Below are 19,020 nucleotides of genomic sequence, written 5' to 3' on the forward strand. Positions count from 1 at the left end.
GGTCCGGGCATCCCTTGACCGAACGCCGAGCGGGGAGGCGCGGATGCACGGACCGGCTCCGTCGGGCTGGCTGCTGGTGGCGCTGTGCGCGGCGGCCGGCGCCTACTGCCTGCTGCGGATGCGCGGCAGCGCCGGGGAGGAGCGCCGCGCCGCGGGCGGCGAGGCGCTGATGGGCTTCGGCATGGCCGCGATGGCGGTGCCCGGCACGGTGTTCACCCCGCCGTCGTGGGCCTGGCCCGGCTACGCCGTCGTGTTCGGCGCGGCCGGGCTGCACGCCGGGTGGGCGGCGCGGACCCGCCCGCACCACCTGCACCACCTGGCGGGCGCCGCGGCCATGGTCTACATGGCGGTGGTGATGGCGTCCTCCCCCGCGGGGGCGCACCGCCACGGCGGCTCGGGGATCCCCCTGGTCACCGGGACGCTGCTGCTCTACTTCGCCGGGTACGTGCTGCTGACCGGCGTGCGGCTGGTGCCGGCCGCCGCCGCGCCGGGCGGCGGTACGGCGGCGGCCGGATGGGCGGACCGGCCGGAGCTGGCCCGGGCGTGCCGGCTGTCCATGGGGATCGCCATGGTCACCATGCTGCTGGCCCTCTGAGACCGGCGAAAGCGCCGCGTCCGCGGCGCCCCGGCCGGCGCCGTGCGCCCGCCGGTCCCGCCGGCTCCCGCACCGGGGCGGCGGGCACCGGGGTAGACGGGTGGTGGCCCCAGTCCCTCTCAGTCGGTGAGGATCGCACCATGCACACCCAGCCCGTCGAGTCACCGCCCCGCACGCCCCGGCGGCGCGCCGCCGTCCGTTCCGCCTGGGCCCTGGCGCTGGGCTCGGGCCTGCTGCTCGCCCTGGTCGCGGCCGAGTGGCGTCCGCTGCTCGCCCTGGACGGCGGCATCTCCCGCACCACCCACCGCTGGGCGGTCGACGAACGCGGCATCACCCAGGCGTGCCGCATCCTGACCGACTGGGTCTGGGACCCGTGGACGATGCGCCTGCTGTGCGCCGGCGTCGTGCTGTGGCTGGCCCGGCGGCCCGCGGCCCGCTGGACGGCCGGGTGGCTGGCGGTGACGTGCGCGCTCGGCACCCTGCTGCAGCAGGGCCTCAAGGCGGCCGTCGGCCGCCCCCGCCCGGTCTGGCCCGACCCCGTGGACACCGCGCACTACGCGGCCTTCCCCTCGGGCCACGCCATGACCGCCGCGGTCGTGTGCGGCCTGCTGCTGTGGCTGCTGCACCACTACGGCGCCGGTCGCGCCGTGTTCCGCGCGGCGCTGGCCGTGGCCGCGGTCTCGGTGGCCGGGGTCGGGCTGACCCGGGTGTGGCTCGGCGTCCACTGGCCCTCGGACGTCGTCGGCGGCTGGCTGCTGGGCGCGCTGGTGGTGACGCTGGCGGTGCTGGTCCACCGGCGCCGGCGGGTGTGAGCACGGCGGCGATCCGCTCCCGGGGCGGCGCACGGCCCCGTAGGATCCCCCCATGCCCGCCGTTCTGTTCGACTTCTCCGGCACCCTCTTCCGCGTCGAGTCCGCCGAGTCCTGGCTGCGCGCGGCGCTGGCCGGGACCGGTACGACGCTCGACGAGCCGGAACTGGTCCGGACCGCGCGGGCCCTGGAGGCGGCGGGCGCGCTGCCCGGCGGCGCGGCTCCCGCCCGGATCCCGGACCACCTCGCCGCCGTCTGGGAGGACCGGGACCGCAGCCGTGAACTGCACCGGGCCGCGTACACCGGCCTGTCCCGCCAGGTGCCGCTGCCCTCGCCGCGGCTGCACGACGCGCTGTACGACCGGCACATGACGCCGGCCGCGTGGACCCCCTACCCCGACGCCGCCGAGGTGCTGCGCACGCTGCGCGGGCGCGGGGCCGCCGTCGGGATCGTCAGCAACATCGGCTGGGACCTGCGCCCGGTCTTCCGCGAGCACGGCCTGGACCGGTACGTCGACGCGTACGTCCTGTCGTACGAACACGGCGTCCAGAAGCCGGACCCGCGGCTGTTCGCGACCGCCTGCGCGGCCCTCGGCGCCGAGCCGCGCGACACGCTGATGGTGGGCGACAACCGGCGGGCCGACGGGGGCGCCGCGGCGCTGGGCTGCGGGGTGCACTTCGTCGACCACCTGCCCGTGGCCGAGCGGCCGGACGGGCTGCGGCCGGTGCTGGACCTGGTGGGCTGAGCCCGGAGCCGCCGGGCGGCCCCGGTGTCCCGTGCGGGATCCGCCGGGCGCGCTCCCCGCCGGTACGCCCCGGCCTCGATCGGCCGCCCGCTCCGAGGGCGCGGCGGCCGCCGCACGGCCGAAGAGCCCGGGTCCGCCGACGGGGCACGGGGACGGCCCCGGCGGGAAGCGGCCCGCGGACACCGCTGACGAGCATGACCGTCCGCCCTGGACGATCCCCCGCGTCGCCCAGGGCGGACGGCAGTTCCGAGTCGGACCCGGAAGGCCCGTGGAGCGCTGAGTATAGTTGGCTGGCAGCCAGTCAACGCAGGAGTTACAGCATGTCCCCTCGCAGCGCCTCGGTCAATGAAGAGTTGCGGAGGCGTTCGAAGGAGCGGCTCCTGCAGGCCGCGGTCGAGCTGGTCCGCGAGCGCGGCTACGAGGCGACGACGCTCGGCGACATCGCCGACCGGGCGGGCTCCGCGCGCGGCCTGGTGTCGTACTACTTCCCCGGCAAGCGCCAGCTCCTGCAGTCCGCGGTGCACCGTCTGATGCACCGCACCCTGGAGGAGGCCCTGGAGCGCGAGCCGCGCACCGGGGACGGCCCGGAGCGGCTGGCGCGGGCCATCGACGCCATCCTGGGACTCGCGCGGGACGAGCCGGTGCTGATGCGCCAGCACATGGCCGGGCTGCTGCAGGAGCAGGGCTTCCTGCAGTGCCCGGAGCAGCGGCGCCTGGCCGAGCTGCTGCGGGACACGGTCGCCCGGCACGGCTCCCGCGACGTCGACCACGACTACCCGATGCTGCGCGCCCTGCTGATGGGCGCCGTCTACGCCGCGCTGGTGCCCGGGGTGCCGATGCCCGTGCCGGCGCTGCGCGCCGAGCTGTTCAAGCGCTACCGGCTCGACTGGGAGATGGGCGCCCCGCCGGACGCCGAGGCGCCCGGCGGGACCTGCGACACGGATCTGTCGCGCTTCTTCGCGACGGGGGCGGCGGCCGAGTATCCGCCGGGCCGTCAGTCGAAGTAGTCCGGCTGCGTCTGCACGTTGAGCTCGCTCAGCCGGACCCGCTCGGCCGGGGCCGTGCGCCGGTCGTCGATCTTCAGGACGTCGAGGCCCTTGGCCATGTCGTTGGAGTAGACGTAGCCGTTGTAGTAGTACGCCGACCAGGAACCGGCGACGGCGATCCGGTCGGTGCTCAGCGGGCCGCGCTCGAAGTAGGCGATCTCCTTCGGGTGCTCGGAGTCGGTGAACTCCCAGACGGAGACGCCGCCCTGGTACCAGGCCTGGACCATCAGGTCGCGGCCCTTGACCGGGATCAGCGAGCCGTTGTGGGCCACGCAGTTCTCGGTGGCCGCCTGGTGGCGCGGGATCTTGTAGTAGCTGCGGAAGACCAGCTTGCGCGCGTCGCCCTTGCCGACGATGTCGTAGATGCCGTCGGCGCCGCGGTTCGGGCCGACCGCCGCGTCGCAGGTGGCCGCCCCGCCGCCGCCCAGCTCGTCGGTGAAGACGACCTTGTCCGCCTTCTGGTTGAAGGTCGCCGAGTGCCAGAACGCGAAGTTCACGTTGTCCTGCACCTGGTCGATGACCTTCGGGCGCTCCGGGTCCTTGATGGAGAACAGGATGCCGTCGCCCATGCAGGCGCCCGCGGCCAGGTCCTTCGAGGGCAGGACCGTGATGTCGTGGCAGCCGGTGGTCTTGGAGACACCCGGGTTGACGGGCGCGCCCGGGTTGCCGCCGCCGTCCGGTCCCTCACCGGGGAACAGCACCGGGAAGTCGATGACCGCGGCCTTCTCGGGGGCGTTGCGCGGCACCTTGATGATGGAGATGCCGTCGTGGGGAGGCTGGCAGTCGGGGTAGGCGGCGCTCGGCGCGTACGAGGAGACGTAGACGTAGACGTTGCGGCGTTCGGGCACCAGAGTGTGGGTGTGCGAGCCGCAGGCGGTCTCGACGGCGGCGACGTACCTGGGGTTCCTCTTGTCGCTGATGTCGAAGACCTTCATGCCCTCCCACGAGGACTTCTCGGTCGCCGGCTGGGTGGTGCTGTTGCAGCTGCTGTCGCTGCGCGAGGAGTCGGTGGACAGGAACAGCAGGTTCCCGGAGACGGAGATGTCGTTCTGCGAGCCGGGGCACAGCACCTGGGCGACCGTCTTCGGCGCCTTCGGGTTGGCGATGTCGAAGATGCGGAAGCCGTCGTAGTTGCCCGCGAAGGCGTACCTGCCCTGGAAGGCCAGGTCCGTGTTGGTGCCGGGCAGGGCGTCCTTGGGGATGTTGGCGAGGTGCTCGATGTTGGCGGAGTGGACGATCTCGTCCTGTCCGGGTATCCCGCCCTCCGCGACGGCCTCCCGCACCTGGGCCCGCGTCTTCGGGGACACCTCCTTCGACGTGGCCGGGGCGTCCCCGGGGTCGGGGGTGGCGACCGCCGGTCCGGCCGTCAGCAGCGCGGCCAGCAGCCCGGCGACGGTCGCGCCGGCTCCCAGGCGTCTGCGCCGTGTGCGGGGATCGTTCGACAGGATCACTGCTTCCTCCCTGGTTCCGTCCGCTCGGGAACGGTGTAGGCACCCACGAAGTATGGTCTTGGACATGCACATACCAACAGGAGGCAACACAGTCGCAATCAAGTTTTTCGATGATTGATTCCGGCACCCGAACGGGCAGAAACAGTCACGGCACTCACGAGGTGCCCTCCCCACCCGCCTGCCACAGGAGGCTTCCGTGCTCTTCCGCCGCACGTCCCGCGCCCGCTTCGCCGCGGCCTCACTGGCCGTCCTGGCCGTGCTGGGGCTCGGGGCCTGCGACTCCGGGCCGGACCCCGACACGGCCGGGAGGAGCGGGCCCTCGGTGCTCGTGCCGGGCCGTCCCGGCGAGGCGAACCGCACCCTGTCGGCCGACGACGCCGAACGGCGGCGCGCCGACGACGACTCCCCCAACTCGGCGGACGTCGCCTACGCGCGGATGATGATCGCGCATCACTCCCAGGCCCTGGAGATGACGGAACTGGCCCCGGAGCACGCCGGGTCGACGGGGGTCAAGCGGCTCGCCGAGCGCATCGCCGCCGCACAGGGGCCCGAGATCAAGGCCATGCGGAGCTGGCTGAAGACGTACGGCGAGAAGGAGTCCGGCGGCGGGCACACGCACGCCGCGATGCCCGGGATGGCGACCGAGGCCCAGCTGAAGAAGTTGCGCGCCGCACGCGGGAAGGCGTTCGACCAGCTCTTCCTGACGCTGATGATCACGCACCACGAGGGCGCCGTCGCGATGGCCACGGACGTCAAGGCGCAGGGCAACAACGTGCGGATCGAGGAGATGGCCGACGACGTGGTCGCCCAGCAGACGAGCGAGATCACCCGCATGCGCGGCCTGCTGTGACGGCGCGGCCTCAGCGCCGTGCGTGACGGGGCGCCAGCAGGCCCGCGTCACGCGCCCGGCCGATCAGCCTGAACGCCCCGCGGCGGCTGCGCCCGGTCGCGCACATCACCGCAAGCACGGGGTCGGCGCCCCGCTGCTGGGCCGCGCGGTACTCCTGCGCGACGAGCCACCGCTCCTGGCCGCCGCGCGGCCGCGCGGCGGGCCGGGCGTGCCGCGAGGCGGCGGGCGGGCCGGCCCCGCACGCCTCGGCCAGCGGCCCCTCGATCCACTCGGCGAGCACCGCCAGGTCGTCGAGGGAGAGCGCCGGCCGCGCCCGGACGTCCTCGACGGTCAGGCACCCGGCGGACACCACGGCGAGCGCGTCGACCCGGGCGCCGTCGGCGAACGCCAGCCGCACCTCGAACCACGTCGTGGTGGCGCCGCCCTCCCGCACCGTCCACGCGGGCCGCACGGACACCTCGCCGTCCGCCGGGCAGCGATCGGAAAGATCGAGAAAGGATGCTTCCAGCACACGCGGAACGTATCCGCATGATCACATTCCATACGAACGACACACGCGTTCCCCGGCGCGCACAGCACCCTGTCAGCGGAGCGGCCCTGCCGACGGAGCCGGAGCGGTGCGATCCTGGAAGCACCAGCGGTCTCCTGCGGACCGCCCGGGCACCTCCGGGCGGTCCGCGGGCGCTCCCCGGAAGGAGTTCCGCCGTGCTGCGTGTCGCCGTCGTCGGCTCCGGGCCCAGCGGGTGCTACACCGCCCAGAGCCTGGTCCAGCGGGAACCCGAGGCGTACGTCGACGTCCTGGACCGGCTGCCGTGCCCGTACGGCCTGGTCCGGTACGGCGTGGCGCCGGACCACGAGAAGATCAAGTCCTTGCAGGACAGCCTGCGCGCGGTCCTGGAACACGAGCGGGTGCGGTTCCTCGGCGGTGTGCCGATCGGTTCCCGGGGGGTGCCGGCGGCCCGGCTGCGGGAGCTGTACCACGCGGTGGTGTACTGCGTGGGCGCCGCCGCCGACCGGCATCTGGGCATCCCCGGCGAGGACCTGCCGGGCAGCTGGTCGGCGACCGAGTTCGTGTCCTGGTACAGCGCGCATCCGGACGCCGCCGACGACGGTTTCGTCCGGGACGCGCGGCAGGCGGTGGTCGTCGGCGTGGGCAACGTCGCCGTGGACGTCACCCGGATGCTGGCGCGCGGCCCGGCCGAGCTGAGCTGCACCGACATGCCGCAGGCGGCGCTCACCGCGCTCGCCGCCAGCCGGGTGACCGACATCCACATGGTCGGCCGGCGCGGCCCCTCCCAGGCCCGCTTCACCACCAAGGAGCTGCGGGAGCTGGGCACGCTGCCGGACACGGACGTGGTGGTGGACCCGGCGGAGCTGGCCCTGGACCCGGACTGCGCCGACCCCGCGGCACTGCCCGGCGCCCGGCGCCGCAACGTCGAGGTGCTGCGCGGCTGGGCCGGGGCGCCCGCCTCCGGCGCCGCCCGCCGGATCCGGCTGCGCTTCTTCCTGCGCCCCGTCGAGCTGCTGGCCGACGGGGGCCGCGTCGGCGCCGTGCGTTTCGAGCGGACGGCACCGGACGGGCGCGGCGGGGTGACGGGCACCGGGCGGTACGAGGAGATCGAGGCCCAGCTGGTGCTGCGGTCGGTGGGCTACCGTGGGGTGCCGCTGGAGGGGCTGCCGTTCGACGCGGACCGCGGCACCGTGCCGCACCTGGCCGGGCGGGTGCTGCGCGCGGGGGTCGTGGCGCCGGGCGAGTACGTGGCCGGCTGGATCAAGCGCGGCCCGACGGGGGTCATCGGCACCAACCGGCCGTGCGCCAAGGAGACGGTGCTGTCGCTGCTGGAGGACGCCCCCGTGCTGGTGCGCAGGGACGTGCCCGGGGATCCGCTCGCGGCACTGCGGGCCGAGGGGATCGAACCGGTCGGGTGGGCCGGGTGGCGGGCGATCGAGCGGGCCGAGGCGGAACTCGGCGCCTCACTCGGGCGGGGCGTGGTGAAGCTGCCGGACTGGGACTCCCTGCTGGCGGCGGCGCGGGCGGCCGCCCCGTAGCGGGACCGGCGGGCGTCCGGCGGACCGGACACACGGCGGCAACGACCCGGAAATCAACAAATTGTTCACACCGCTTACGGTCTCGTGCTGTCCGGATCTCCCCGCCCGCCCCCGCTCTGGAGCGCCCATGGCAACGACCGCGCCCGTGCCTCCCGTCGCCCATCCCGTCGACGAGGTCCCGCCCGTGCGGCAGCTCGCCGCCTTCGGTCTGCAGCACGTGCTCGCGATGTACGCGGGCGCGGTGGCCGTTCCGCTGATCGTGGGCGGGGCGATGAAGCTGTCCGCCGCGGACCTGGCGTATCTCATCACCGCCGACCTGCTGGTGTGCGGCATCGCCACGCTCGTCCAGTGCGTGGGCTTCTGGCGCTTCGGCGTGCGGCTGCCGGTCATGCAGGGGTGCACGTTCGCGGCCGTGTCGCCGATGGTGCTGATCGGGACGACGGGCGGCGGACTGCCCGCGATCTACGGCTCGGTGATCGTCGCCGGGCTCGCGATCGTGCTGCTGGCGCCGGTCTTCGGCAGGCTGCTGCGCTTCTTCCCGCCGCTGGTCACGGGCACGGTGATCCTGATCATCGGCGTCTCGCTGCTGCCGGTGGCGGGCGACTGGGTCGCGGGCGGAGCCGGCGCGGCGGACTTCGGTGAGCCGGGGAACCTGGCGCTCGCGGCCTTCGTCCTGGTCGTGGTGGTGGGCGTGCAGCGGTTCGCGCCGGTGTTCCTGAGCCGGATCGCGGTGCTGATCGGCATCGCCGCCGGGCTGGCGGCCGCGGTGCCGTTCGGGTTCACGGACTTCGGCGGGGTCGCGGACGCCGGCTGGGTCGGGATCAGCACGCCGTTCCACTTCGGCGCGCCCGTGTTCGAGGCGTCGGCGGTCGTCTCGATGCTGGTGGTGGCCCTGGTGTCCATGACGGAGACGACCGGCGACTTCATCGCGGTCGGCGAGCTGACGGGGCGGAAGGCCGAGCCGCGGTCGCTGGCGGACGGCCTGCGCGCCGACGGCCTGTCGACCGTTCTCGGCGGCGTCTTCAACACCTTCCCGTACACCGCGTACGCGCAGAACGTCGGCCTGGTCGGCATGACCCGGGTGCGCAGCCGCTGGGTGGTCGCCGCCGCGGGCGGCATCCTGGTCCTGCTCGGGCTGCTGCCCAAGCTGGGCGCGGTGGTCGCGGCGATTCCGGCGCCGGTGCTGGGCGGGGCGGGCCTGGTGATGTTCGGGACGGTGGCCGCGAGCGGGCTGCGCACCCTGGCCCGGGTCGACTTCCGGGGCAACCACAACCTGACGGTGGTGGCCGTCTCGGTCGCGGTGGGCGTGCTGCCGGTCGGGGTGCCGGCGGTCTACGAGAAGTTCCCGGACTGGTTCCAGACGGTGATGAACAGCGGCATCAGCGCGGGCTGCGTGACGGCGATCGCGCTGAACCTGCTCTTCAACCACCTGCCGGCGCGGGCCGGTTCAGCCGGTGCCGAGCCGGGCGGCCTGACGGGCGGCGGAGACGAGCACGCTGTCCAGAAGCCCCGGGAAGAGGTCGTCTAGGTCGTCCCGGCGCAGGCCGTTCATCTTGGCCGTGCCCCGGTAGACCTGCCGGATCACCCCGGCCTCGCGCAGTACCCGGAAGTGGTGCGTGGTGGTGGACTTGGTGACCGGCAGAGCGAAGTGCGAGCAGGAGAGCTCGTCGCCGTCGGCGGCGAGCTCGCGCACGATCCGCAGCCGCATCGGATCGGCGAGCGCGTGCAGCACGGCCTCCAGCCGGATCTCCTCGCGCGCCGGGTGCGGCAGGTCACGGCTGCTGATCGCGGGGGTGGCGGGGGTCACGGTGGCTCCAGTTCGTCCGGGGGCACTCCATCGTACGAGAGGTATCGTAGTTTGACATCTCCCGTACTACGAGGATTACCGTACGAGGAGTTTCCCGGCCCGCGACGAACGGAGCACCGCCGTGACCGCCCTCTTCGAGCCCCTCACCCTGCGTGAGCTGACCATTCCGAACCGGGTGTGGATGCCCCCGATGTGCCAGTACTCCGCCGCCCCGGAGGGTCCCGCGACCGGCGTCCCCGGCGACTGGCACCTCACGCACTACGGGGCCCGCGCGGCCGGCGGCACCGGCCTGATCATCGTCGAGGCCACCGGGGTCTCGCCGGAGGGCCGGATCTCCCCCTACGACCTCGGCATCTGGAACGACGCCCAGGTCGAGGCGTTCCGCCGGATCACGCGCTTCCTCACCAGCCAGGGCACGGTGCCGGCGATCCAGCTGGCGCACGCCGGACGCAAGGCGTCGACCGACCGGACCTGGACGGGCGGCGCGCCGCTCGGCCCGGACGCGCTGGGCTGGCAGCCGCTGGCGCCCAGCGCGCTCGCGTTCGACGAGCGCCACCCGGTGCCCGCCGAGCTGACCGCCGGGCAGATCCAGGAGATCGTCGGGCAGTTCGCGGACGCGGCCCGCCGGGCCCTCGCCGCCGGCTTCGAGGTCGCCGAGATCCACGGCGCCCACGGCTACCTGATCAACAACTTCCTCTCCCCGCACTCCAACCACCGCACCGACGCCTACGGCGGCTCCTACGAGAACCGCACCCGCTTCGCCCTCGAAGTCGTCGACGCGGTGCGGGAGGTGTGGCCGGACGACAAGCCGCTGTTCTTCCGGATCTCGGCGACCGACTGGCTGGACGAGGGCGGCTGGACGCCCGACGACACCGTCCGCTTCGCCCGCGACCTCCAGGCGCACGGCGTCGACCTCCTCGACGTCTCCACCGGCGGCAACGTCTCCGGTGTCCGCATCCCCACCGGCCCCGGCTACCAGGTGCCCTTCGCCGCGCGGGTGAAGGCCGGGACCACGCTGCCGGTCGCCGCCGTCGGCCTGATCACCGAGGCCGAGCAGGCCGAGAAGATCCTGGTCAACGGGGAGGCCGACGCGGTGCTCCTCGGGCGCGAGCTGCTGCGCAACCCCTCGTGGGCGCGGCAGGTGGCGCGCGAGCTGGGCGGCGAGGTGCACGTGCCGGACCAGTACCACCGGTCCGTCTGATCCCGGGCGCCCCCTCCGGCCGTGCGCCGGAGGGGGCGCCCGGGCCGTCAACCGGTCGTGCAGGCCGTTCCGTTGAGCGTGAAGGCGCGCGGCGCCGCGCTGTCGCCGGTGTGGCTCGCCTGGTAGCCGACGGTGACGCTCGCGTTCGGGGCGAGCGTGCCGTTGTAGGCGGCGTTCGTGGCGGTCACCGCGCCGGAGGCCGGGGTGTAGGTGGCGCCCCAGCCGCCGGTGACGGTCTGCCCGGCGGGGAGGGTGAAGCCGAGCTTCCAGCCGTTCACCGCGGTCGTGCCGGTGTTGGTGATCGTCACGGAGGCGGTCAGGCCCGTGCTCCAGGCGTTGGTCGTCACGGTCACCCTGCAGGCGCCGGCCGGCGGCTGGGGCGCGGGGCCCGAGGCGTCCAGGCCGAAGAAGGCGAGCACGCGGGCGCCCATGCCGGGGGCGTAGAGGTTGTGGCCGACGCCCTGGAGGCTGATGGCCTCGACGGGGGCGCGGTCACCGGTGCCGCCGTAGCGGGTGCGGGTCCAGCCGGGCTGCGGGGTGTCGGTGGCGGCCGGGGCCTGGCCGACGCCGTGGACGTTCGTCCACTGCTTGATCTCCTCCCCGAAGTTGGGGTAGCGCAGCACGTCGTCCTGGGTGCCGTGCCACAGCTGCATCCGGGGCCGGGGGCCGCTGTAGCCCGGGTAGGAGCCCCGGACCAGGTCGCCCCACTGCTGCGGGGTGCGCGTCACGGTGCCGCCGGCGCAGGCGCTGTTCCATTCCGAGCCGTCGGTCGTGGCGAAGCAGCCGAACGGGACGCCCGCGAAGGCGGCCCCGGCGGCGAACACGTCCGGGTAGTTGCCCAGCAGCACGTTGGTCATCATCGCGCCGGAGGAGATGCCGGTGGCGAAGATCCTGCCGGTGTCCGCGTCGTAGGCGCGCACGACCCAGTCGACCATCGACCTGATGCCGACCGGGTCGCTGCCGCCGCCCCGGCGCAGCGCCTGGGGCGAGGAGACGTCGAAGCACTTGCCGGCCCGGGTGGCCGAGGGGTAGACGACGATGAAGCCGTAGCGGTCGGCCAGGGAGGCGTACTCGGTGCCGGAGTACATCGCCGGGCCGGAACCCGTGCAGTAGTGCACGGCCACCAGGACCGCCGGGTTCTCGGTGACGCCGTCCGGCACGTACAGGTGCATCCGCAGGTCGCTGGGGTTGGCGCCGAAGTCCGTGACCTCGGTGAGCGTCGCGGCGGGCACCTGGGCGCGGGCGGCGGCCGGGGGCGCGGCCAGGGCCACCGCGGCGAGCAGCGGGGCCAGTGCCGCGAGGAGCGCCGCGAGCAGGGGGCGCAGCGGTCCGCGGGCGGGGGTGTGGGGGGTGGGGTGCACGTCCTGTCCCTCTCTGGTCGCGGCTCCGGGACGTGGTGCGGCGACCGGTCGACGGAAGGGAAACGTCCGGACGAGCATCGTGACATGGACACGGCTGCCATGGAAGCGCTCCCACCCCACGAACCCGGTCGGCCGCGCCGACCGGGGCCGACCGGGGATCCGTTGCGCGAGGCGTTGACTAGAAAGCGCTTGCCCTCTACCGTCCGTTCAGCAGTGTGACCCGTCGGGGCCGTCGAACGCTTGGCGCCGACGCCCGCTGGGGCCTCCTCACCCCGAGGAAGTGCACTCTTCGGATCCGAGAGGGCTCCATCCCGGTCACCCTGCTCCGCGCGGCAAGCACCATGGCGTACGAAGTTCACGTACATGACCCGTAGGCGATCCCGAAGGGACCCACTCGCATGCGTGCCCACCCCCCACGTACCCACGCGCGAAGTTCCCCGCCGGACGCCTTCGGAACGCCTTCCGCCCGACGAGGGCCGCGACCGCCGCGCACCGCGGCGGCGCCGTCGGCGGACACGCCGGCCCGCGCGGCGGGGATCCCGGCGGAGCCGTGACCGGGATCCCGCGGGCCGGCGCCCCCGCCGGCCCGCCCCACGGCCACCCGGCCGGCCCGCCCTCTCCGCCGCCGCCCCGGTGGCGCGGGACGCGGGCGCCGGAAAGCCACGACACCCCCGACAGACTCGACAAGGACAGAAGGAATCGGGACATGACTTCTGCGACTCCTCCGCGCGCCCGCGGGCGCGCGCTGACCGGAGCACTGGCCACCCTCGGCCTCTCTGTTGGCATGATCATGACCACAAACGCCTCCCCGGCGAGCGCCGCCACCTGGCCGACCGCGAAGGGCAGCCAGGCGGTCTCCTCCACCATCTCCCTGTCCGGCACCAAGGACTACGGGATGACCCGCCTCTACGGCACCGGCGACCTGGGCAGCGGCGGCCAGGACGAGGACCAGGGCCCCCTCCTGAAGCTGGCGGCCGGCACCGTCCTGAAGAACGTCATCATCGGCTCCCCCGCCGCGGACGGCATCCACTGCGAGGGCAGCTGCACGCTGCAGAACGTCTGGTGGGAGGACGTCGGCGAGGACGCGGCGACCTTCAAGGGCTCCTCGTCGTCCAACGTCTACACCGTCTCCGGCGGCGGCGCGAAGGAAGCCAGTGACAAGGTGTTCCAGTTCAACGGCGCCGGCACGCTCAACGTGTCGAACTTCGCGGTGCAGAACTTCGGCACCTTCGTCCGCTCGTGCGGCAACTGCTCCACGCAGTACAAGCGGACGATCAACCTCAACACGATCGAGGCGACGTACAAGGGCAGCCGGCTCGTCGGCATCAACACCAACTACGGCGACAGCGCGACCCTGAGGGCCGTCACCATCGTCGGGGACAGCGGCAGGAAGATCGTCCCCTGCCAGAAGTACATCGGCAACGACGACGGCGACGAGCCGACGACGAACGGCAGCGGCCCCGACGGCACCTACTGCAAGTACGCCTCCTCCGACATCACCTACAAGTGATCCCCCCGGGGACCCACGAGTGATCCCCCCACGAGGAGGGCGGCCGTACCGGGCGTCCCCGCACGGCGCTCCGTACGGCCGCCGCGCCGCGTCCGGCCCCGGACGCGGCGCACCCGTCCGGCGGCCTCCCGCCGGCCCCGCGCACCGCGCCGGCCACCGCGTCGGGGGCGCGGACCGCTCCGTACGGTGACCTGTGCCGACACTCCTGTGACCTGCCCCGACGCTCCGTCCGGAGGTGACTGTCAGTGCCGGGGTGCAGACTGGCCGGTGTCCGGGACGAAGACGTCGACGAGGACGTCGCGGAGGTGATCGGCATGACCGAGGTACTGCTCGCCGTGGGCACGCGCAAAGGCCTCTTCATCGGGCGCCGGCGGGACGGCGCCTGGACGTTCGACGAGAGCCCCTGTTTCACCGCGCAGGCCGTGTACTCGGTCGCCGTCGACACCCGCGGCGACACCCCGCGGCTGCTGGCCGGCGGCGACAGCTCGCACTGGGGCCCGTCGGTGTTCCACTCCGACGACCTGGGCCGGACCTGGACCGAACCGCCCCGGCCGGCCGTCAGGTTCCCCAAGGACACGGGGGCGTCGCTGGAGCGGGTGTGGCAGTTGCACCCGGCCGCCGCGGAGCCGGACGTGGTCTACGCGGGCACGGAACCGGCCGCGCTGTACCGCTCCGAGGACCGCGGGGAGAGCTTCGCGCTCGTCCGCCCCCTGTGGGAGCACCCCACGCGGTCCCGGTGGATGCCGGGCGGCGGCGGGGAGGGCCTGCACACCGTGCTCACCGACCGGCGCGACCCGAAGGCCGTGACGGTCGCCGTCTCGACCGCGGGCGTGTTCCGCACCACCGACGGCGGCGCGAGCTGGGCGCCCTCCAACTCCGGCGTCTCGGCGGTGTTCCTGCCGGACCCGCATCCGGAGTTCGGCCAGTGCGTGCACAAGGTCGCCCGGGACGCGGCCGACCCCGACCGGCTGTACCTGCAGAACCACTGGGGGGTGTACCGCAGCGACGACGCGGGCGCGCACTGGACGGACATCGGCGAGGGCCTGCCGTCCACGTTCGGCTTCGCGGCGGCGGCCCATCCGCACCGCGGCGGCACCGCGTACGTGTTCCCGGTCAACGCCGACTCGGACCGGGTGCCGGCCGGCCGGCGATGCCGGGTCTACCGGACGGCGGACGCGGGCGGCAGCTGGGAGCCGCTGTCGGCGGGCCTGCCCCGCGAGGACCACTACGGCACGGTGCTGCGCGACGCCCTGTGCACCGACGACGCGGACCCGGCCGGCGTGTACTTCGGCAACCGCAACGGCGAGGTGTTCGCGTCGGCCGACGACGGCGACAGCTGGCGCCTGCTCGTGTCGCACCTGCCGGACGTGCTGTGCGTGCGGGCCGCGGTCGTCGCATGAGCCGCCCGGCGAGTCCCCGGACGGGCCGGCCGGCCGCCCGCCGGGCAGGTCGCCGGGCGGGTGCGCGGACCGGCCCCGGCCACCGGTTGATCACCGCTGCCCGGACGGCAGTAGGGTGACGCCCGTGGCACCACGACCGTTGCATGAGATCGTCGAAGCGGGCTGGGCGAAGGCCCTGGAACCGGTGGCCGGGCGGATCGCCGCGATGGGGGACTTCCTGCGCGCGGAGATCGCCGCGGGACGCACCTACCTCCCGGCCGGCCCGAACGTCCTGCGGGCCTTCCAGCAGCCCTTCGACGACGTCCGCGTCCTGATCGTCGGACAGGACCCCTACCCGACCCCGGGGCACGCGGTGGGGTTGTCGTTCTCGGTCGCGCCCGACGTGCGTCCGCTGCCCGGCAGCCTCATCAACATCTTCCGGGAGCTGACCGCCGACCTGGGCGTGCCCCAGCCGTCCAACGGTGATCTGACGCCGTGGACCGAGCAGGGCGTGCTGCTGCTCAACCGGGCGCTCACCACGGCCCCGCGCAGCCCCGGCGCCCACCGCGGCAAGGGCTGGGAGGAGGTCACCGAGCAGGCCATCCGCGCCCTGGCCGCGCGCGGCAAGCCGCTGGTGTCCATCCTGTGGGGCCGCGACGCCCGCAATCTGCGTCCGCTGCTCGGCGACCTGCCCGCCGTGGAGTCCGCCCACCCCTCCCCCATGTCCGCCGACCGCGGTTTCTTCGGCTCCCGCCCGTTCAGCCGCGCCAACGACCTGCTGGTCCGGCAGGGCGGACAGCCGGTGGACTGGCGCCTGCCGTGACCGGGGCGGGGGCCGGGGACGGCTCCGGCTACCTCGCCGTGGACTCGGGCGGCTCCGGTCTGCGGGTCGTCGCCGGAACCGTCGGGCGGGGCCCCCTGGCCCGGCGCGCGTCCCCGGAGCCCGTCCGCACGGGTGCGCGGGGGATCGATCCCGGGCACCTGAGGGAACGGCTGCTGCCCCTGGCACGGGCGCTGGCGGCCGAGACCGGGGTGGTGCGGCCGGCGGCGGTCGTCGTGGGGGCCGCCGGGTTCGCCACCCTGGGCGACGCCCTGCGCGCCGAGCTGCCGGGGGCCCTGGCGCGGGAGCTGGGGGTGCGGACCGTCGCGCTCGCCGCCGACGCCGTCACCGCGTACGCCGGGGCTCTCGGGGCACGGCCCGGTGCCGTGGTCGCCGCCGGCACGGGGCTGATCGCGATCGGCACCGACCTGGTCCGCTGGCGCCGCGCGGACGGCTGGGGGCATCTGCTGGGCGACTGCGGGGGCGGCGCCTGGATCGGGCGGGCCGGACTGGAGGCCGCGCTGCGCGCCCACGACGGACGGCAGGGCGGTTCGGCCCGGCTGCTGGCCCGCGCCGAGGAGCGGTTCGGGCCGGTGCCGGGGCTGCCCGCCCTGCTGTACCCGCGCCCGGACCGCCCCGCCGTCCTCGCGTCCTTCGCCCCCGAGGTGGCCGCCTGCGCCGGGGACGACCCGGTGGCCGCGGACATCCTGCGGCAGGCCGCCCGGCACATGGCCGACTCGATGGCCGCCGTCTGCCCGGCCGGGGACGAGCCCCGCATCGCGGTCACCGGCGGCCTGCTGCGGATGGGCGCCCCCCTGGCCGCACCGCTGGACGAGGAACTGGCGAGGCGGCTGCCGCACGCGCGGCGGGTGACGGCCGACGGCGACCCGCTGCACGGCGCCGTACGGATCGCGACGGATCTGGCGTCCGGTGCGCTCACCCTGCCGGACGACCCGGCGATGCTGCACGTGGTCACCGCGCCCGGCGACCGGGCCCCCTGATTCCCCGCCGGCCCCAGGCGGACCCCGGCCCGCCCCGGTCGCCCCGCGGCCGATCCGCTCGTCGGCCCCACCCGCCCCTCCCCCGCTCCCCGGGGTGATTCCTCGCGGTGGCCGCTCCCGGCCCGCACATCGCCCAATCCGGACGTAACTCATCAGACAAAACCGGACGGATACCGCTCACCTGCACCCTCCCCGAACAAGGGAGCCCAGGAAGCCAGTAACATGCGGCGCCATGAGCTCCCCCACTGGGCCCGCGTCCGGCCTGCCAGTACGAATGCCGCGCCCCCGCCAGCCCGGACGGCACCGCCGTCCCGAACCCCTGGTGGCTCCCGAGGGCGCGCCCGCGCTCGTCCTCGCCGTACCGGGCACGCCCAGCAGCGCCACGCGCGGCCTCGCCGAGGAGGTCGTGAGCATCGCCCGCTCCGAGCTGCCCGGCCTGGACGCCCGCATCGGGTACCTCGACGGGGACGGCACCGACTTCCCCACCCTGCAGTCCGTGCTCGCGCGCGCCGCCGACGAGCGCACCGCCCGCTACGAGCAGGCGCTCGCCGCCGGGCTGGAGGCGAAGGAGCCCGAGGGCCCCGTCGCCGTCGTCGTGCCGCTGCTGGCCGGCCCGGACAGCGCGCTGCTGCGCCAGGTCCGCCAGGCCGTGATGGACAGCCGGGTCGCGGCCGAGCTGACCGATGTGCTGGGCCCGCACCCGCTGCTCGCCGAGGCCCTGCACGTGCGCCTGTCGGAGGCCGGGCTGGCGCGCGCCGACCGGGCCCGCCTGTTCACCGTGGCGACCGCCGCGGACGGCATCATCCTGGCCTCCGTGGGCGGCGAGGAGGCCGTGCAGGCGGCCGGGATCACCGGCATGCTGCTCGCCGCTCGCCTCGCCGTGCCGGTGATGGCGGCGGCCCTGGACCAGGAGGGTTCGATCGCCTCCGTGGCCGAGCAGCTGCGCTCGGCGGGCTCGCAGCAGCTGGCGCTGGCGCCGTATCTGATCGGCCCCGAGATCGACGCGTCCCTGATCGAGGAGGCGGCCAAGGAGGCGGACTGCCCCGCGTCCGAGGCGCTCGGTCCGTACCCGGCCATCGGCAAGCTCGCCCTGGCCAAGTACACGACGGCGCTGGGCATCACCCCGCAGCAGCCGCAGGGCGTGCCGGCCCGCTGAACGCGCGCGGGCGCGACCGCCGTACGACCCGAAAGGGCCCGCTCCCGGAGCGGGCCTTTCGTCGTGCGCGGGTTCTCCGTCGCGCAGGAGTTCCTCGCCGTGCGCGCGTCCTCCGGAGGAGGCGCCCGCCGCCGAGCGCGCCGGGGCGGTGCGGGCCGGTTCAGCCGAGGACCACGCAGGAGGCCGCGGGCACCTCGACCGAGCCGCCGCGCCGCGGTGTGCCGGTCGCGGGGTCGAGCGCGAACCAGGTGACGTTCCCGGAGCGCTCGTTCGCCGCGTACAGGAAGCCGTCCGCCACGGTGATCGCCCGGGGCCAGTGGCCGCCGCAGGGCACCGTGGCGAGCAGCCGCAGCCCGTCCCCCTCGACGGCGAACACGGACAGGACGTCCTCGCCGCGGGTCGCGGTCCACACGAAGCGGCCGTCGGGCGAGACGGCGATGCCCGACGGATAGGCGTCGCCGGCCGGGGCGCCCGGCAGCACCGGTGTCTCGGTGAGCGGCCGCAGCGAGCCGCCGGCGGCGTCCCAGCGGCAGACGGTGACGGTCGGAGCGAGTTCGTTGAGCACGTACGCGGCCCCGCCGCCCGGGTGGAAGGCCAGGTGCCGGGGGCCGGAGCCGGGCCGCAGCGCGATCTCCCGGTGCACGCGGAGGGTGCCGTCGGCCGGCGCGCACACCCGTACCGAGTCGGTGCCGAGGTCCACGCTGACGGCCCAGCGTCCGCTCGGGTCGGGCTGCACCTGGTGGGCGTGCGGGCTCCGCTGGCGCGAGGTGTGCGGGCCGGAGCCGGTGTGCCGGAGGACCCCGGAGGCGGCCCGGGCGAGGGTGCCGTCGGCGCGGACGGGGACGGCGGTGACGCTGCCGGAGCCGTAGTTGGCGGTCAGGACGTGTCCGGCGAAGAGGCTGAGGTGCGTGGGCCCGCTGCCGTGGACGGACACGGGCGGCCCGGCCGGCTCGGGCCGGTCGCCGGACACGCGGTACGCGGCCACCGCGCCCTCGGCCGTCTCGCTGACCGCGTAGAGCGTGTCCCCGCCGGGCGCGAGGGCCAGGTACGAGGGGTCGGGCACGCCTTTCACGCTGCTCAGGACGGTCAGCGCCCCGCTGTCGGGGTCGACGGCCGCCGTCACGATCCCGGGGCCGCCGGCCGCCGTGAACGATCCGATGAACGCTCGTCGCCGTCTGCCGCCGTTCGCCACCGCTGTCCCCTCTCGTCCGGTGCTGTGGGGCCGACGGTAGCAGTTAGG

The 19,020-nt window shown here is 74.8% G+C and carries 18 protein-coding genes; 13 read left to right on the plus strand and 5 right to left on the minus strand.

Annotation, left to right across the window (positions count from 1 at the left end; all coding sequences use genetic code 11):
• Positions 1-43: 43 nt before the first annotated feature.
• The 4 genes from ABD363_RS08815 (at position 44) to ABD363_RS08830 (ending at position 3,156) form a co-directional block, all read left to right on the plus strand.
• A complete protein-coding gene (locus ABD363_RS08815; RefSeq protein WP_344601377.1) occupies positions 44-595 on the plus strand; it encodes a DUF5134 domain-containing protein in 552 nt (183 codons plus the stop codon).
• A 140-nt stretch (positions 596-735) separates the two neighbouring features.
• Complete coding sequence (locus tag ABD363_RS08820) at positions 736-1,407, plus strand: phosphatase PAP2 family protein (RefSeq protein WP_344601379.1); 672 nt, start codon at positions 736-738, stop codon at positions 1,405-1,407.
• 52 nt (positions 1,408-1,459) lie between these two features.
• Positions 1,460-2,149: an HAD family hydrolase gene (locus ABD363_RS08825; protein ID WP_344601380.1), complete on the plus strand. Its 690-nt coding sequence runs from the start codon at positions 1,460-1,462 to the stop codon at positions 2,147-2,149.
• Positions 2,150-2,469: 320 nt separating this feature from the next.
• Positions 2,470-3,156: a TetR/AcrR family transcriptional regulator gene (locus tag ABD363_RS08830; protein ID WP_344601382.1), complete on the plus strand. Its 687-nt coding sequence runs from the start codon at positions 2,470-2,472 to the stop codon at positions 3,154-3,156.
• Here ABD363_RS08830 and ABD363_RS08835 read toward each other — a convergent pair.
• Positions 3,144-4,646 carry an LVIVD repeat-containing protein gene (locus ABD363_RS08835; protein ID WP_344601384.1) on the minus strand — a complete coding sequence of 501 codons (1,503 nt, stop codon included), beginning with the start codon at positions 4,644-4,646 and terminating at the stop codon, positions 3,144-3,146. The two genes, ABD363_RS08830 and ABD363_RS08835, sit on opposite strands and share 13 nt — an antisense overlap.
• Positions 4,647-4,842: 196 nt before the next feature.
• On the opposite strand from ABD363_RS08835, the gene ABD363_RS08840 reads away from it, so the two are divergent.
• On the plus strand, positions 4,843-5,496 hold the full coding sequence (locus ABD363_RS08840) for a DUF305 domain-containing protein (RefSeq protein WP_344601386.1): 654 nt from the start codon (positions 4,843-4,845) through the stop codon (positions 5,494-5,496).
• A gap of 10 nt (positions 5,497-5,506) precedes the next feature.
• Here ABD363_RS08840 and ABD363_RS08845 read toward each other — a convergent pair whose 3' ends face one another.
• Positions 5,507-5,953 carry a DUF6214 family protein gene (locus tag ABD363_RS08845; protein WP_344601477.1) on the minus strand — a complete coding sequence of 149 codons (447 nt, stop codon included), beginning with the start codon at positions 5,951-5,953 and terminating at the stop codon, positions 5,507-5,509.
• A 248-nt stretch (positions 5,954-6,201) separates the two neighbouring features.
• Here ABD363_RS08845 and ABD363_RS08850 point away from each other — a divergent pair, with 248 nt between their 5' ends.
• Positions 6,202-7,545: an FAD-dependent oxidoreductase gene (locus ABD363_RS08850; RefSeq protein WP_344601387.1), complete on the plus strand. Its 1,344-nt coding sequence runs from the start codon at positions 6,202-6,204 to the stop codon at positions 7,543-7,545.
• Between the two features lie 127 nt (positions 7,546-7,672).
• Positions 7,673-9,073 carry a nucleobase:cation symporter-2 family protein gene (locus ABD363_RS08855; RefSeq protein WP_344601389.1) on the plus strand — a complete coding sequence of 467 codons (1,401 nt, stop codon included), beginning with the start codon at positions 7,673-7,675 and terminating at the stop codon, positions 9,071-9,073.
• On the opposite strand, the gene ABD363_RS08860 is transcribed toward ABD363_RS08855, so the two are convergent.
• On the minus strand, positions 8,993-9,352 hold the full coding sequence (locus tag ABD363_RS08860) for an ArsR/SmtB family transcription factor (protein ID WP_344601391.1): 360 nt from the start codon (positions 9,350-9,352) through the stop codon (positions 8,993-8,995). The two genes, ABD363_RS08855 and ABD363_RS08860, sit on opposite strands and share 81 nt — an antisense overlap.
• A gap of 121 nt (positions 9,353-9,473) precedes the next feature.
• On the opposite strand from ABD363_RS08860, the gene ABD363_RS08865 reads away from it, so the two are divergent.
• The gene (locus tag ABD363_RS08865) at positions 9,474-10,553 is read left to right on the plus strand and encodes an NADH:flavin oxidoreductase/NADH oxidase (RefSeq protein WP_344601393.1); all 1,080 of its coding nucleotides are present in this window, start codon (positions 9,474-9,476) and stop codon (positions 10,551-10,553) included.
• Between the two features lie 47 nt (positions 10,554-10,600).
• Here the strand turns inward: ABD363_RS08865 and ABD363_RS08870 are convergent, their stop codons facing one another.
• Complete coding sequence (locus ABD363_RS08870) at positions 10,601-11,914, minus strand: extracellular catalytic domain type 1 short-chain-length polyhydroxyalkanoate depolymerase (protein WP_344601395.1); 1,314 nt, start codon at positions 11,912-11,914, stop codon at positions 10,601-10,603.
• A gap of 706 nt (positions 11,915-12,620) precedes the next feature.
• Here ABD363_RS08870 and ABD363_RS08875 point away from each other — a divergent pair.
• The 5 genes from ABD363_RS08875 to ABD363_RS08895 all read left to right on the plus strand — a co-directional run bounded on the left by ABD363_RS08875 (position 12,621) and on the right by ABD363_RS08895 (position 17,780).
• Complete coding sequence (locus ABD363_RS08875; protein ID WP_344601397.1) at positions 12,621-13,424, plus strand: pectate lyase; 804 nt, start codon at positions 12,621-12,623, stop codon at positions 13,422-13,424.
• A gap of 245 nt (positions 13,425-13,669) precedes the next feature.
• Positions 13,670-14,824, plus strand: a complete 1,155-nt coding sequence (locus tag ABD363_RS08880) for a WD40/YVTN/BNR-like repeat-containing protein (protein ID WP_344601399.1) — start codon at positions 13,670-13,672, stop codon at positions 14,822-14,824.
• A gap of 124 nt (positions 14,825-14,948) precedes the next feature.
• Positions 14,949-15,626, plus strand: a complete 678-nt coding sequence (locus ABD363_RS08885; protein WP_344601401.1) for a uracil-DNA glycosylase — start codon at positions 14,949-14,951, stop codon at positions 15,624-15,626.
• Positions 15,623-16,624: an N-acetylglucosamine kinase gene (locus tag ABD363_RS08890; RefSeq protein WP_344601402.1), complete on the plus strand. Its 1,002-nt coding sequence runs from the start codon at positions 15,623-15,625 to the stop codon at positions 16,622-16,624. The genes ABD363_RS08885 and ABD363_RS08890 overlap by 4 nt, the downstream gene beginning before the upstream one ends.
• A 232-nt stretch (positions 16,625-16,856) precedes the next feature.
• Complete coding sequence (locus tag ABD363_RS08895) at positions 16,857-17,780, plus strand: sirohydrochlorin chelatase (protein ID WP_344601404.1); 924 nt, start codon at positions 16,857-16,859, stop codon at positions 17,778-17,780.
• Between the two features lie 160 nt (positions 17,781-17,940).
• Here the strand turns inward: ABD363_RS08895 and ABD363_RS08900 are convergent, their stop codons facing one another.
• A complete protein-coding gene (locus ABD363_RS08900) occupies positions 17,941-18,972 on the minus strand; it encodes a lactonase family protein (protein ID WP_344601405.1) in 1,032 nt (343 codons plus the stop codon).
• Between the last annotated feature and the right edge of the window lie 48 nt (positions 18,973-19,020).

It is taken from the genome of Streptomyces glaucus (assembly GCF_039533365.1).
Lineage (GTDB): Bacteria > Actinomycetota > Actinomycetes > Streptomycetales > Streptomycetaceae > Streptomyces > Streptomyces glaucus.

Bases quoted from the DNA above. Each gene is read 5' to 3' on its own strand.
- ABD363_RS08815 (WP_344601377.1), top strand. From the start codon at position 44: ATGCACGGACCGGCTCCGTCGGGCTGGCTGCTGGTGGCGCTGTGCGCG.
- ABD363_RS08820 (WP_344601379.1), top strand. From the start codon at position 736: ATGCACACCCAGCCCGTCGAGTCACCGCCCCGCACGCCCCGGCGGCGC.
- ABD363_RS08825 (WP_344601380.1), top strand. From the start codon at position 1,460: ATGCCCGCCGTTCTGTTCGACTTCTCCGGCACCCTCTTCCGCGTCGAG.
- ABD363_RS08830 (WP_344601382.1), top strand. From the start codon at position 2,470: ATGTCCCCTCGCAGCGCCTCGGTCAATGAAGAGTTGCGGAGGCGTTCG.
- ABD363_RS08855 (WP_344601389.1), top strand. From the start codon at position 7,673: ATGGCAACGACCGCGCCCGTGCCTCCCGTCGCCCATCCCGTCGACGAG.
- ABD363_RS08875 (WP_344601397.1), top strand. From the start codon at position 12,621: ATGACTTCTGCGACTCCTCCGCGCGCCCGCGGGCGCGCGCTGACCGGA.
- ABD363_RS08895 (WP_344601404.1), top strand. From the start codon at position 16,857: ATGAGCTCCCCCACTGGGCCCGCGTCCGGCCTGCCAGTACGAATGCCG.